The following is a 13,427-nucleotide window of genomic DNA, read 5'->3' on the forward strand; positions in this document are numbered from 1 at the left end:
GTGTGTCATGCACGGCTTGAAGATGCCCAAGATGCTGTTCGCATTGTTGACTTGGCTGCCTTTGTGCAGTCTGGCCAACATGAATGTACCTGCAGCACAGCCCTTGCCACCTAAGTTCACGCTGGTGGAAATTCGGGCACTCATCAAAGCGAACCGCTTGCCTGAAGCCGCCAGTGCCATCGCCATCCAACTGCAGCAACGACCTGACCCCGAATGGCAATTTTTGCAGTGCGTGGTGCAAGCCAACCAAAAGCAGGTGCCACAGGCTATTGGTTGTTTCACTGCATTGGTCAAGTTACACCCTGACATGGTCGAGGCCTACAACAACCTGGGCGTGCTGCATGCCAGTCTGGGGCGTCACGAAGAAGCCAAGCAGTGGTTTGACAACGGTTTGCGCCGTGTGCCTGCGCTTTGGACGGTTCACCAAAATATTCTGAATTTGCAGGCAGATTTGTCCCGTAAAGCGTATTCACGTGCCTTGCAAATGGAAGTGCCTGTGCGTGAACCGCAGGCCAAGCTGAGTTTTTTGGCGGCCACGTCAAGCGTTTTGCTGGCCAGTACCGCTAGACAGGACATCAAGGCGGCCAGTCAGTCCGGGACTAAGGTGCCTGTGCAGTCCCCATCATCTGCGCCTGTTACAGCCACAGCGCCCGTACAGCCGGTGCTGCCGCCCCGTCTGGCCACCACGCCTGCACCCGCTGCAGCCGGTGCAGCCGGTGCAATGCTTTCAGTCAAGCCGACCTCGCCTGCGTCGATATCGCCAGAAGTCAAATTTGACGAGAGCCAAGTCCAGGTTCAACAGGCTGTTGAGGCCTGGGCCAAAGCCTGGAGTGACAAAAACTTGTCGTCTTACTTTGGTGCGTACTCATCACGGTTCACGCCTGGTAAAGGAGTCGCCCACGCGGACTGGAAGGCCGAGCGAACGGCCCGCATTGCGGGTCGACAGTTCATTCGGGTGGCTGTCAGCAACGTCACTTTTGAAAAGAAGGGCCCGAACATCACCGTGCGCTTGACCCAAACCTACGAATCGGACAACTTGCTTTCCAGTAACCGCAAAAGACTGGAATTCGCATTCGAAGACGGTCACTGGAGGATCGTTCGCGAGACTGTGATTGGCCAAACACCATGAGTTCAAGACCCCTTTTCGTCAAACGTACGCGGCTGAGTTATCGGCTCCTCTTGTGGGCAAGCCCGATCTTGATCTTCATCCTGGCTGTCGTTGCCTGGAAGGTCAAACGCCACGAGGTACTGGCATGGTGGACGCTGCCTTCTGACTCTGCCGGGGCTGTTCTTATGACTTCAAGTCCGCCTATGCAACCAACGGAAACTTCTGGCAAGCCGGACCCAAACATTCAACCTGAGTCGGCGCCAGCACCGGCAATTGCCGCCCTCAAAACCGAGCTTGGGCAAACGTCGCCGGTCGTGCAAGGCAGCCTTCCGTCCACAGGCGACACAACGGCTGCACTCAAGACGGCATTGGACCAATGGAGCACGGCTTGGCGTGCGCAGGATGTGCCGACTTATCTGGGCATGTACGCGGCCGACTTCTTGACGCCGCAGCGCATGAGCCACCGCGACTGGGCGCAAATGCGTTCTGCTCGCATCCTGGGTAAACAAAAAATTCAACATGCGATCCGGGACGTGCAAATCGACCAGCAAGGGTTGTCCGCAACCGTGAAATTCACCCAAATTTATGCTGACGAGCGCACCGAGATCACCGACAGGAAAACCATGCAATGGGTGTTCCGAGAAGGGCGCTGGTTGATCAAGCGTGAAGCCACGGACTAAAGGCATGTCGCTCATCACTCGGCTTCAACGGCTGTTGTTGCAGCTGGGCATCTCAAGCGGAACAGGGCAAATGATGCTCATCGCCGCCTTGTTGAGCCTGCTCGCATTTGGGGCGTTTCGGCTGGACGGCCTGAATGTGTCTGCCAAGTCCGCACAATTCACCGGCAGCCTTGTGAGGCCAGCGTCTTTAGGCGTTCCATGGCAGACCGTTCACGAATTCGAGCCCGAGGACCTGAAGCCATTGACCCGGTCATTTGCAGAAGACGGTGCCCCGGTGCCGCCTAAAGTCGCAGCCAAACCACGCACCTTGTCTGACAGCGGCGAAAGTTTGTTTTTGCAAAGTTCCCGCTTGTTGCAACAGGGCCATTACGCACAAGCTTTGAAGGTGGCCGAAGACATGGCCTACAGATATCCGAATTTTCAGCTTGGAAACCTGTTGCTCGCGGACTTGACGGCCACCATGGCGCCAAGGCCCAGCGACATCGACATGGTTTGGAAAAACCCCGAATCACAGCGCCGCCTGAGCGAACTCCAAATCGAAGCCCAAAGGCGCACCCGTCATGCCGGCAAGGAAGCTTTGGCTGGCAAACAGCCTGAACCCTTGCGTTACCTGTCTTCCAAAATCAACCATGTGGTGCTTGTCGATGCGCATAAGTCCCGCCTTTATGTGCTGGCCCGGCAGACCGATGCCCTCCCTGATGCTGTCCCTCTGGTCATCTTTGATGCGTATGTGTCTGTGGGCAACAGCGGCACTGGCAAATGGCGTGAAGGCGACGGCAAAACACCCGTAGGTGTTTATTTTGTACAGAAGCATTTGACCGACCCCATGCTGCCCGATTTGTACGGCTCGGGCGCGTTGACGCTGGACTATCCCAGTCCCATCGACAAGTGGCAAAAACGCACCGGTTCAGGCATCTGGCTGCATGGCTCTGCCAGTAGCCAGTACGCACGTGCGCCCACATCCACCGATGGCTGCGTGGTGCTGGCCAATGACGACATGACACGCTTGGTGCAGTTGGGCATCCCGCCAGAAACCCCTGTCATCATCGCTGAACAATTGAACTGGCATACGGTGACGGCCCTTGCGTCGGGTGATCAAACCAAGTCTCTGGTCACACCTGTAAAACGCAGTAGCCAACCACCTTGGCCTCAACCTGCAGACCTGCGCGATGGGGGAGAGGCATGGCACATGGTGTCCGCGTTCCAATGGAAAGACCAGCAACAAACCGTGGCCGTGGTCAGCTATGACCCGCCCGCCTCCAGCGCGTCAAAACACCGGCTGCATACCTATTGGATAATGCAGGGCGATCAATGGCAGCAAGTCAACCGGCCAAGTGCACCGTGAACCCGAACTTTTCCATTTGACCGCATCTTGCCTCGCTCACCCATCAACCGATATGCCCATCACCAACCTACGCACGCTGGCAGCCGCACAGGAAACCGCCAATCCCAACCTTGCCGAGGTTGAGGCCGACTTTTGGCGTGAGCTGCAAGAGATAGAAGCCGAGGTCATGGGCTGGACGGAGCTGGCACCCGGCACCTATTTGCACACGGCCTGCGTTCAAGGGCCTTTCATTGAGATCGTGGGCGTGGCCTCTGCCAGCATGGTGGCGGACAACGTGCTGTGGCTGCTGTGAGGGCCGCGCCTGCGTTTATGCGATGTGCAGGGCTTTCAGCACGGGCAAGACCTTGACCTGAAACTCTGCGGCTTGGGCGCTCAATTCGGCTAAGTTGCCCTCGTCTGACTCGATGGTTTCGCCGCCCTTCACCAGTTTTTGCGACTGCTGGTTCAAGATGTCCCACACAAAGGCCGCCCACTGCGCAGGCTCCTTCAGGCCCTGCCCCATGGCCATCAAAAACAGCTGCTGAAACCGGTTCACCGTCACCCCGCCACCCGTCACCGGGCTGGCCAGGTAACTCACCTCGTTGCTGCCGCGAGACTTGTGCATGATGTGGGCGTTGATCTTGTCGGTTTTGGGTTTGGCTGCCTGCACCACGGCATCGGCCTGCACCAAAGCCAAATGCCCTGCGCCCGTCAGCACCATGGCCGCCTGCATGATCTGCGCCAGGCTCACGCCCTTGTCCTGCGTGGCCTGCTCCAACTGCCCCAGCGTCATGGGTTGGTGACTGGCCAGTGCATCCAGAATCGGGCCATAAACGCCCTCGCTCAGGCTCACCTCACCCACAGCGCCTTGCAGCTTGAGCGATACATCGGCGCGAGGGCTGGTCAAGATCACCTTCTGAGCGCGCATCGCATCGGTCTGGTCCAGCGTGTTGAGTTGGCGCGCCCCCTTGACCCAATAGTCCTTGCGAAACTGCTGGTTCACCATGAAATCCCGCGTCGTTTCGCGAAACATCGCATCCGGAATGTCTTTCAAAAAAATCTGCTGCTCCGGGCTCAGGTTGATCACATCAATGTGATCAAGGTAATTGGCCGAGCAAGCAAACTGCACCTTGGCCCCTTCCAGCCACTCGGCCATGGTGGCAAAGTGCATGGGGTGCCAGTCGCGGTTGAAGTACTCGTGCGCCAGGTAATCGCGGCTGTGCGCCTGCATCTTGGTCAGCCGGTCGCCCACCAGCGGGTTGGCGCGGCTGTAAGCTGGGTTGGTGGCCAACAACTTCTCGGCAAAATCCATCGCGCCATTGATGCGGTTGACAATGCCACCGCCTTCAGAGCCCAGCACCTGTGCGTGCTCGGTCATCAGGTGGCGCATGGGGGCAAATGTGGCCCAGCCGGGCAAGGTGTTGTAGCTGATGTAAAGCACACCGCCCACCTTGAGCTTGCTGCGCAAAAAGTCCACGATCACTTGGCGGTTGGTGTCGCTGATCCAGCTCCAGATGCCATGCAACCCAATGTAGTCACCCCTGAAAAATTCACTTTCAGGCTAGGGTCAAGCTCATTGATCCGGACTTGACCGAGGGACCCATAAAAAACTGCCGCAATCGGTGGCCCAACTCTCCCAAACCGGTGGACAAAAGCAGGCGTAAAAAAAGGCTGATGCCCTTTTTTACGATCATGCGCAGCAGCCACCGAATGTTGTAACCGGCTGCGCACAACACCGCGTGCAAACTGTCGCCCAGTGACCCTTTCAGGTGGCACCGGTTCATTCGGTGATCTGCTTTCAAGTGTCCAATGATGGGCTCGATGGCTTGTCGGCGCTTGAGATCTTTTTTGTCTTCATCCGTCAGACTTTTGAATTTGCCCCGGTGCTTGATATCAATGTCTGTGTTGGCTTTGTCCACCCCCCGGTAGCCCAGGTCAACGATCGCCTTGTTCGGCTTGGTGTCCAGGGCTTGCATCAGGATGCTGGCTTGCTCCACTTGCTCCACTTGCTCATTGAGCGTGTGCCCGTCATAAGGATTGCCAGGGAAGGCTCTGGCACCCACGATCAAAGTGCCTTGGAGTGTGGTGGCAATGCCCACTTTCACACCAAACTCATACGGGTTGCGGCTCTTGCCTTTGGAGATGCACTCCACTTCCGGGGCGTGCCAGCTGTACAGCTTGGGTTGTTTGTCTTGCGCCTTTTTGCTGCGCGACTGGGCGATCAGCCTTTTGGCTTTGTTGATGCTCACGCCCAAAGCGTCTTGAACGGCTTGGCTCAAGGTCGTCATCTTGCGTGCGATCTCGCGGTGCAATCGGCCCACGATGGTGGCTTGGCGTTTGATGGCCTTGCGCATGCGTTTGAACTGACGGGCATGGGCGTAGCGCCCAGCCTTGTAGCCCAGCAGTTGGCCTTCTTTGGCGTAGGTTTGCTTGAGCTCGATGCCCTCGGCCTTGGCCGCTTCAACCAGTTTGACGCGAGCGGTCTCCAACAACTTGCTATCTGTGGGATGAGCGATGGCTTTTTCTTGAACAGTGGAGTCGACAATGATTTGACTGAGCTCTTTCTTGGCAATGAGCTTCAGGGTGACGGCAACCTCTACCGTGCGGGCCAGGAGTTCCTCGACACCTTCTTCGCCCAGCAGTTTGCGGAACTTGACCAGTTGAGTCGGGTCGCAAGGCCAGCGGTGCTCAAAGTATTCGTTGCCAGAAAAGTACTGCCAAGTGGGTGTCTCGCCCCAGCGCTGGATGAGGTCTTCATCGCTTTCGTTGAAGGCGTGTTTGAGGTACAGCAGGGCGACCATCAGGCGGGTGGGCAAACGCGGGCGACCGGCTTTGGAGACGCCAGCACCGGCAATCACTTCGGTTGCGCCAAACAAGTCCGAATCTTCGATCTTCTTGCCAGCGCGCACTTGGCGGGCAAAGAGGTGGGCAAGAGAAGCTTCGATTTCTTGCCAAGGCATGCGGTTGGCCAAAACGGCCAATGGATGACGCAGATCGATCATTTGATCGAGGCGGTTGCGAAAGAAATCGGCGGTGATGGACATATGGGCCTCAAAAACTCCCAGAAAACAGCCTCCATTGAATATCAATGTGGGAGTTTTGAACATTGGGAATGACCCTGAAAGCTAGCATTCATGCGGGTTTCAGGGGTTTATCAGGGACGACAATGTAGTCAAACTCGGGCAAATCGCTGCGCTGGGCAAATTCGGCAAAGGCTTCGTCAAACAAACGCGCGCCATTGCCGGACACCGCCGCCAGCGATTGCGCAAACCCGGCCTGCGCGGGGTTGAAGTCGGTGCCGTGCCACTGCGTGACCGACGCCGCTGCGTGCAAATTGGCCGACACGCCTTGGCCAAAACCCAATTCACAGGCCGTGCCCACTTCAGGGAAAACAAGGCCTTGGTTCAAAAAAGCCAGCTTCACGCGCTGCGGGTTCAGTTCGGTGTAGTAGCCATAGGTGTAGCCAATGTCGGCCACATAGCCAGCGGTCCAGTCGCTCATGGGGTGTCCTTTTGTGGTGTTATAAAAAAACCCCACCCCCTTGTGAGGGATGGGGTTTGAAGGTTTCATTACAGGCCCTTGCCATCAAAGTGGCTTGGGCCGGATGAAAGCGTGATCAGGCGATCAGCAATGTGTCTGCACTGGAGCTGAACGCTGCTGTGCTCAAATCAACTGTGCCAGTGATTTTGACGATGATGTCGCTGGCGTTGTTGAACGAGGCCGCATTGGACACGTTTTCCAGAACGTAAGTGTTGCCGCCTAACTGGAACCAAGACACATCACCAGCGTCTGTCGAATTGATGGCAGCGTTCGCGTAATCCTGGAAGACGGCCGTAGAAGCCAGTACCACTTTAGAAACCAGGAAGTCAGCAGCGGCAGCGCTGAACTTGATCAGGTCGCCTGCGGTCAGGTCGGTGATTGTGGCGTAGCTGTTCACGTTGGCGGTCACATTGCTCACGTCGAATGTGTCTGCACCCGCACCACCGGTCAAAGTGACCAGGTTATCCATGACTTTCAGTGTGTCAGCGCCTGCACCACCCAGCAAAGTGTCGCCTTCGCCCATGGCTGTCAAAGTGTCATCACCGGAACCACCTTTAACTGTGGTTGCTGCAGTACCGACAGTTGCCACGACCAATTTGCCAGTGGCGGCAGAGCCGTCCACCAAGGTGACTTTGGTCGAACCAGTCAGGTCCAAATTGACGTTACCCTTGCCTGTTACGTTCACTGTGGTTGCAGCGGCGGCGGTCAGGGTCAAGGTGTCCACAAATTTAGTCGACATGGCCGACAGGTTGATGGTTTCAACGCCAGCGACTGTCACTTTTCCGATGGTCACGTTGGCTGATTCGGCGGCGTCAGCCACCAAATTCACCACATCGGTGGTACCTGTTGCGTCCTTCAGCTTGATGGTCACGCCGGCAGGATCGGTATTGGCACCCAACAACTCGACAGTCGCGTTGTTCAGCATTTTGTCAAGCGTCAAGTCTTTGGTGCCGCCTGTTGTGATGACGTGGTTGATGTCGTCCAAGTTGTCCAGGTTGACTGCAGTTGCAGCACCCACATTGCCCAATGCAAGGATTTCGAAACCGTCGATCTTGGCTTCAAAAGTGGCTGCTGCAGATGCATCTTTTGCATCGGCTGCGACCATCACCAACTCGTCAGTGCCGTCGCCACCGGACACGGCGGCGGTCAGTGCTGTCGTACCTGCAGCCAACTCAACAGTGTCGTTGCCAGCGCCAGTGCTCACAGCTTTGGTCACGCTTGAGGCAGTCAAGGTGACGGTGTCTACACCTGCACCACCGGTGTAGGTGGCTTTGGATGCATCAATCGTGGCGGTGACAGCACCGGTTGTGCCGGTGGTGTCCACAGACTTCAATGTCGTAGAACCCGTGGCATCAAAAGTTGCGCCAGCAGCGCCGGTCACGGTCAGTGTTTCAACGGCGGCCAAAACTGAAGCTTTGAAGTCGACCGCTTTTGTACCGGCCAAAGTCACTGCTTTCACACCGGCTGCAGTCAACTCAAGAGCAGAGTCTTTGCCATCGGCAGTGATGTTCAGTGTGGTGTAAGTCGCACCAAGATCCAGCGTGCTTGCAGCGCCCAAGTTGTTCACAGCCAAGGCCAGCGTGGTGGCTTTGGTGTTGGCAACGACCAAATCTGCAGCGCTGTTGGCCAAGCTCAGGCTGGCCAGTTTGTTGGAGGTGACAGTTGAGGCTGCACCGTAACCATCAAGCGACACGGTGGTGATCTCTGCGCCGTCTACAACAACTACACCGCCGATAACTCCCATCTTGCCTGCTACTGCTTCAGTAGCGGCGGCACCAGGAGTTTTAATGTCTGACGTTGGGCCTGTCGTGGCGATCTTTGCAGCAGCTGCTGCTGCATTTTTTGCAGTCGCATCAACAGTGATCACGCTGCCTGTGGTGGTCACAGCACCTGTGCTGTAAGCACCGAATGTACCGGAGTAGATGCCTTTGGAGGTTGAGGCAGAGCCGTGCACTGCGTCTGCGCTCAGGTTGGCAAAAGCGGCGGCCACTTCAGCGGCTGTCAGCGCCTTGGCTGTCGTGAAAGTCAAGCCACCAACGGCAATGACTGCGCCAGCTGCGGCATCGGCAAAAGTGACTGTATCCACTTGCTTAACACCGGCAACAGCGACGACAGCGTTTGCAGCGGTTGCAGCAGCGTCTTGTTTGACGGTTACGGTCGTGGTTTTGTCACCGCCATTAACGGTCACTGCGCCTTGGGTAACGGCTTCAGCAGCTGTATCTTTTGCTGCGGCTGTGGCGTCGGAAGTTGCAGTTTGAGTCACGCTGACTGTGGTTCCGCCTTTGATGTTGATTGCACCCAGTTCGGCTTTTGTAGCAGCAACGTAGGCAGCACCTGTCGATGCGACAGTGATCGCGCCTGTGGGCGCTGTAGTTGGGCCAACTTGACCAATGTCGATCTTGCCAGCAGCAGCACCGCCAGAAGTCACTGTTACATCTGTACCGCCGTCAACCTTGATGTCGCCTGCGCCGTTGGTCGCAGTCACTGTCACAGCGCCTTTACTGTCTGCCACGGTGACAGTTTTAGCAGCTGTCGCAGAAGCCACGGCTACAGTCGAGCCACCTGTAACTTTGATGTTGTCAGTCGCACCCGATACAGCAACAGCTGTAGTGGCGCTGGCTGTCAAGTCGACTTTCTGAGCTTGAGTCACATTCAAATTGGTCACGTCTGCTGGCGTAGATGCAACGGTGACATCGCCTGCGCCCTGAACTTCAATGACTTCAACGCTGGTAAGGCTAGGCAACTCAATGGTGCCTGCCGCGAAACCAATCTTCAGTGTGTCCTTGCCTGCGCCGCCATTGACGGCATCAAGTGCGCTCAGCGTGTTGACCGTGGAGCCGCCAACGTCCACGCCACCGACGAAAACGTCGTCACCGTCGGTGCCTGTCAGGCTGTCCAGACCAGTAGTGAGCATGAAATACTGTATATTCTAAGTTATTGTTTTTAAACAAGAAAATTATCTTGTAAAATAAAAACGTTTTCCCAACGACGATATTCGTCGTTCAACGACAAAATATACAAAAGTATTGTTTTTCACATTAAATGAAGTGTTTAAAATAATATGATCATGCCAAAAAACATACTTACGAATGAATTTGTTCTCCATTTGAAATGTGACCCGGGTCGGGCACACATGGAGGTGTTTGACCCCGAGTTGCGCGGCTTTTATGTCGACGTGCTGGCCAGTGGGCGCAAGAGTTTTCGGGTGCGCTACCGCTTCGACAAAAAGCTGCGGGTGGTCACTCTGGGCGATGCCTCGCTGATGACGCTGGACGAGGCCCGCATGGGCGCACGCGAGTTGCTGCGCAAGGCCAAGGCGGGCACCAACCCGATGGCCGAGCCAGTGCATGTGCTGGGGCCGACCATTGAGGCTTTCTTCACAGAAAAGTACCTGCCCTATATCAAGAGCTACAAGCGCAGCTGGGACACCGACGACTCGATGATGCGCAACCATTTGTTGCCCAAGCTGGGCAGCAAGCACATGGGCAGCCTCACGCCGCCCGATGTGGCGGTGTTTGTGGAGCAGATGAAGGCCGGTGGCTACGCGCCGGGCACTTGCAACCGGGCACTGGTGCTGCTGCGCTATGGCTACACGCTGGCGGTGCGCTGGAAGGTGCCGGGCGTGGAGACCAATCCGGTCAAGGAAGTTAAAAACCTGTTGGATGACAACAAGATCGAGCGCTTTTTGACGACGGAGCAGACCTCGCGCCTGTTGGCCGCCGTGCGCGAGAGCGAAAGCGAGATGCTGCCCTATATCGTGTTGTTCTTGCTGTACACCGGGGCGCGCAAGCGCGAGGTGCTGGATGCCAAGTGGGCCGATGTGGATTGGGAGCGCAAGTCGTGGCGCATTCCCAAGACCAAGTCGGGCAAGATCCGGCATATTCCGCTGTCCACCGGGGCGCTGCAGTTGCTGGAGTCGCTCAAGCGCCTGGCGGGCATGGCCGGGGGCATGAACAGCACGGTGGCCGACAGCGGCGACCTGGCCTGCCGCCACATTTTTGCCAACCCGGCCACGGGCTTGCCTTATGTGTCTTTCTTTTACAGCTGGGATGCGGCCCGCATCCGCGCTGGTTTGCCCGATTTGCGGGTGCATGACCTGCGGCACAGCTTTGCCTCGTTTTTGGTCAATGCCGGGCGCAGCCTGTACGAGGTGCAAGAGCTGCTGGGCCACGCCGACATCCGCACCACCAGCCGTTATGCGCACCTGAGCCGGGATCGACTGTTTGAGGCGGTGGAGATGGTGCAGGTGGTGGGTTGAGCACGGGCAGCGGGCTCTTGGCGGGGGACCCTGCGCATTTGAAGTGAAAATCAATTATTTTGTAAATTTCTATCAATTTCATCTAAAGTGGTGAGATTTACCCTGTTGGGTAAAAAATTCATATAGGAAGCGGTATACTCTTCCTATATGAATAAAGTTCTGCGCATTCCGCTCAAGGCCTCAGCCGCTCAATATGAGCGTTTGATGGCTTTGCAAAAGGTGTTCGCACAAGTTTGCAACCAGCTGGCGCCCGAGGTGTCCCGCACGCGGGTGTGGAACCGGGTGGCCTTGCACCACTTACATTACCGCAGCTTGCGCGAGCAGCACCCGGCGCTGGGTTCGCAAATGGTGTGCAACGCGATTTATGCGGTTTCCCGCACGGCCAGGCTGGTGTTTCAGAGCCCGGCCAGCGCTTTCAATGTGCAGAAAATGGGCGACCGTGCGCTGCCGGTTCTGCGCTTTGCCGACACGTGCCCGGTGTACTTTGACCGCCACACACTGAGCCTGAAGGCGGACAAGTTGTCCTTGTTCACGCTGGACGGGCGCATGCAGTTTGAGCTGACTTTGCCTGCCGAGCAGCGGGCCTTGTTTGAGCAAGGCAAGCTGCGCGAAATAGTGCTCAGCCGTGGCACAGACGGGGTGTTTGTGTTGTCGTTCTGGCTGGAGTCTGGGCCAACCGAAAACACCACTGAACAAACGCAGGATGTGCCCGAGCCTGAAGTGCAGGGCCCCCTGATTCCGGATTACGTTTCTGTAGAGGTTGCTTGATGAAGCCCAATTCCCCCCCCTCAGAGCTCAAGTTGGCTCTGTCCCAATTCAAACCAGTTTGGCGAACGGCGTTGCTGCTGAGCCTGGTCATTGGTTTGCTGGGTTTCACGTCCACGGTCTACATGCTGGAGGTGTATGACCGCGTGGTCAACAGCCGCAACTTGATGACGTTGGCGTCGTTGACGCTGGTGGCGCTGGGCGCTTATGCGGTGATGGAGGTGCTGGAGAAAATGCGCACCCGTATGTTGTGGGGCGTGGGCATACAGCTGGAGCTGAAGATGTCGCAGCGGGTGTACAACGCCATGTTCGACGGTTTGCGCACGAAGAACATGACCGGTGCCATGGACGCGCAAAACGATTTTCGCTCAGTGCGCGAGTTCTTTTACAACCCGGCTTTGTCGGCGTTTTTTGAGTTGCCCATGGCCGTGGTGTCACTGGTGTTGATTTTTGCGATCAACCCTTGGCTGGGCTTTGCCGCCGTGTTTGGCGCGGCGGCCCAGACCACGGTGGCGTGGATGCTGCAAAGCGCCTCGCGTGAGCCTTTGCTGGAGGCTCAGCGCCGCTCGCAGATGGCACAAAGCTATGCCGAGGCTTCGCTGCGCAATGCGCAGGTGATGGAGTCCATGGGCATGGTGGCATCGGTGCGTGGGCATTGGCAAAAACGTCAGGACACGTTTTTGGCCTTCCAGGCCAAGGCCTCGGAGGCCGCAGGTGGGCTGAACGCGGTGTCCAAGTTGTTGCAGCAGTTGATGGGTTCGGTGCTGTTGGGTCTGGGGGCGTTGTTTTTGCTGCGCAACGAACTCAATGGCGGCTCGGCCATGATGATCATTGCCTCGGTGCTGGGCGGTCGTTTGTTGGCACCTCTGACACAGATCGTGCAGCAGTGGAGCGCCATCGTGAACGTGGGCGGGGCCTGGCAGCGACTGGATGCCTTGTTGGCCGAGGTGCCTGAGCGCCCACAAAACATGCCGCTGCCCGCGCCCAAAGGCCATTTGACTGTGGAGAACCTGACGGCTTCGCCGCCCGGGCAAAACTTTGCGGTGCTGAGTGGCTTGCGTTTTGAGTTACCCCCGGGCGAGGTGCTGGCGGTGGTGGGGCCTTCGGCTTCGGGCAAAACGTCGCTGGCCAAGTTGCTCATGGGCATTTGGCACCCGATGGCGGGCAAAGTGCGCTTGGATGGCGTGGACGTGCACGTTTGGGACAAGACCGAGCTGGGCCCGTACCTGGGCTATCTGCCACAGGGCGTGGAGTTGCTGGAAGGCACGCTGGCCGAAAACATCGCCCGTTTTGGCGAAGTGGACATGGCCCGTGTTGAGGCTGCCGCGCAGCGTGTGGGCTTGCATGAATTCATTTTGGCCTTGCCACAGGGCTACCAAACGCCGGTGGGGCGCGACGGCGGTTTGTTGTCGGGTGGTCAACGCCAGCGCGTGGCATTGGCCCGAGCCTTGTATGGCGACCCGGTGTTTGTGGTGCTGGACGAACCGAACTCCAGTTTGGACGAGGCGGGCGATGCGGCCTTGAACCAGGCGATTGCCTCGCTCAAAGCGCAGGGCACGTCATTTGTGGTCATCACCCACCGCACCAGCGTGCTGGCAGTGTCGGACCGCATGTTGGTGCTGCGTGATGGCGCTCAGCAGCTGTTTGGCAGCACGGCCGAGGTGATGCAAAAGTTGCGTGGCGGCCCGAGCGCGCAAGTTGCGGGTCAGGCGGGTGGCCAGGCCGCTGTGCCTGCAGTGCAAGGGGCTTGAG

The 13,427-nt window shown here is 57.4% G+C and carries 11 protein-coding genes; 7 read left to right on the forward strand and 4 right to left on the reverse strand.

The window, feature by feature from the left end; genetic code table 11:
* Positions 1–7: 7 nt before the first annotated feature.
* Genes B9Z47_RS02705 through B9Z47_RS02720 form a run of 4 tightly spaced genes read left to right on the forward strand, consistent with a single transcriptional unit; the run spans position 8 to position 3,425 of the window.
* The gene (locus B9Z47_RS02705) at positions 8–1,129 is read left to right on the forward strand and encodes a tetratricopeptide repeat protein (RefSeq protein WP_108329687.1); all 1,122 of its coding nucleotides are present in this window, start codon (positions 8–10) and stop codon (positions 1,127–1,129) included.
* Positions 1,126–1,788 carry a nuclear transport factor 2 family protein gene (locus B9Z47_RS02710; protein WP_146185746.1) on the forward strand — a complete coding sequence of 221 codons (663 nt, stop codon included), beginning with the start codon at positions 1,126–1,128 and terminating at the stop codon, positions 1,786–1,788. The genes B9Z47_RS02705 and B9Z47_RS02710 overlap by 4 nt, the downstream gene beginning before the upstream one ends.
* 4 nt (positions 1,789–1,792) lie before the next feature.
* The gene (locus B9Z47_RS02715; RefSeq protein WP_108329689.1) at positions 1,793–3,133 is read left to right on the forward strand and encodes a murein L,D-transpeptidase family protein; all 1,341 of its coding nucleotides are present in this window, start codon (positions 1,793–1,795) and stop codon (positions 3,131–3,133) included.
* A gap of 52 nt (positions 3,134–3,185) precedes the next feature.
* A complete protein-coding gene (locus B9Z47_RS02720; protein WP_108329690.1) occupies positions 3,186–3,425 on the forward strand; it encodes a hypothetical protein in 240 nt (79 codons plus the stop codon).
* Positions 3,426–3,440: 15 nt separating this feature from the next.
* Here the strand turns inward: B9Z47_RS02720 and B9Z47_RS02725 are convergent, their stop codons facing one another.
* The 4 genes from B9Z47_RS02725 to B9Z47_RS02740 form a co-directional block, all read right to left on the reverse strand.
* Positions 3,441–4,637 (reverse strand): methyltransferase regulatory domain-containing protein, encoded by a 1,197-nt coding sequence (locus B9Z47_RS02725; protein WP_233253615.1) that lies wholly within the window; start codon positions 4,635–4,637, stop codon positions 3,441–3,443.
* 31 nt (positions 4,638–4,668) lie between these two features.
* Positions 4,669–6,156: an IS5 family transposase gene (locus B9Z47_RS02730; protein ID WP_233253616.1), complete on the reverse strand. Its 1,488-nt coding sequence runs from the start codon at positions 6,154–6,156 to the stop codon at positions 4,669–4,671.
* An 88-nt stretch (positions 6,157–6,244) separates the two neighbouring features.
* Positions 6,245–6,613 (reverse strand): hypothetical protein, encoded by a 369-nt coding sequence (locus tag B9Z47_RS02735; RefSeq protein ID WP_369911642.1) that lies wholly within the window; start codon positions 6,611–6,613, stop codon positions 6,245–6,247.
* A gap of 115 nt (positions 6,614–6,728) precedes the next feature.
* The gene (locus B9Z47_RS02740) at positions 6,729–9,566 is read right to left on the reverse strand and encodes a hemolysin-type calcium-binding region (RefSeq protein ID WP_108329692.1); all 2,838 of its coding nucleotides are present in this window, start codon (positions 9,564–9,566) and stop codon (positions 6,729–6,731) included.
* A gap of 219 nt (positions 9,567–9,785) precedes the next feature.
* On the opposite strand from B9Z47_RS02740, the gene B9Z47_RS02745 reads away from it, so the two are divergent.
* The 3 genes from B9Z47_RS02745 to B9Z47_RS02755 all read left to right on the forward strand — a co-directional run bounded on the left by B9Z47_RS02745 (position 9,786) and on the right by B9Z47_RS02755 (position 13,426).
* Entirely contained in the window at positions 9,786–10,910 is a 1,125-nt protein-coding gene (locus B9Z47_RS02745) for a site-specific integrase (protein WP_158271608.1), read from the forward strand.
* A gap of 147 nt (positions 10,911–11,057) precedes the next feature.
* The gene (locus B9Z47_RS02750; protein ID WP_199226239.1) at positions 11,058–11,678 is read left to right on the forward strand and encodes a hypothetical protein; all 621 of its coding nucleotides are present in this window, start codon (positions 11,058–11,060) and stop codon (positions 11,676–11,678) included.
* The gene (locus B9Z47_RS02755; RefSeq protein ID WP_108329694.1) at positions 11,678–13,426 is read left to right on the forward strand and encodes a type I secretion system permease/ATPase; all 1,749 of its coding nucleotides are present in this window, start codon (positions 11,678–11,680) and stop codon (positions 13,424–13,426) included. Before B9Z47_RS02750 ends, B9Z47_RS02755 begins: the two co-directional genes overlap by 1 nt.
* Position 13,427: the final 1 nt, after the last annotated feature.

This window comes from Limnohabitans sp. 2KL-1, assembly GCF_003063435.1.
Lineage (GTDB): Bacteria > Pseudomonadota > Gammaproteobacteria > Burkholderiales > Burkholderiaceae_C > Limnohabitans_A.

Bases quoted from the DNA above. Each gene is read 5' to 3' on its own strand.
- B9Z47_RS02715 (WP_108329689.1), top strand. From the start codon at position 1,793: ATGTCGCTCATCACTCGGCTTCAACGGCTGTTGTTGCAGCTGGGCATC.
- B9Z47_RS02745 (WP_158271608.1), top strand. From the start codon at position 9,786: ATGGAGGTGTTTGACCCCGAGTTGCGCGGCTTTTATGTCGACGTGCTG.
- B9Z47_RS02730 (WP_233253616.1), bottom strand. From the start codon at position 6,156: ATGTCCATCACCGCCGATTTCTTTCGCAACCGCCTCGATCAAATGATC.
- B9Z47_RS02740 (WP_108329692.1), bottom strand. From the start codon at position 9,566: ATGCTCACTACTGGTCTGGACAGCCTGACAGGCACCGACGGTGACGAC.
- B9Z47_RS02750 (WP_199226239.1), top strand. From the start codon at position 11,058: ATGAATAAAGTTCTGCGCATTCCGCTCAAGGCCTCAGCCGCTCAATAT.
- B9Z47_RS02735 (WP_369911642.1), bottom strand. From the start codon at position 6,613: ATGAGCGACTGGACCGCTGGCTATGTGGCCGACATTGGCTACACCTAT.
- B9Z47_RS02710 (WP_146185746.1), top strand. From the start codon at position 1,126: ATGAGTTCAAGACCCCTTTTCGTCAAACGTACGCGGCTGAGTTATCGG.
- B9Z47_RS02755 (WP_108329694.1), top strand. From the start codon at position 11,678: ATGAAGCCCAATTCCCCCCCCTCAGAGCTCAAGTTGGCTCTGTCCCAA.
- B9Z47_RS02705 (WP_108329687.1), top strand. From the start codon at position 8: ATGCACGGCTTGAAGATGCCCAAGATGCTGTTCGCATTGTTGACTTGG.
- B9Z47_RS02720 (WP_108329690.1), top strand. From the start codon at position 3,186: ATGCCCATCACCAACCTACGCACGCTGGCAGCCGCACAGGAAACCGCC.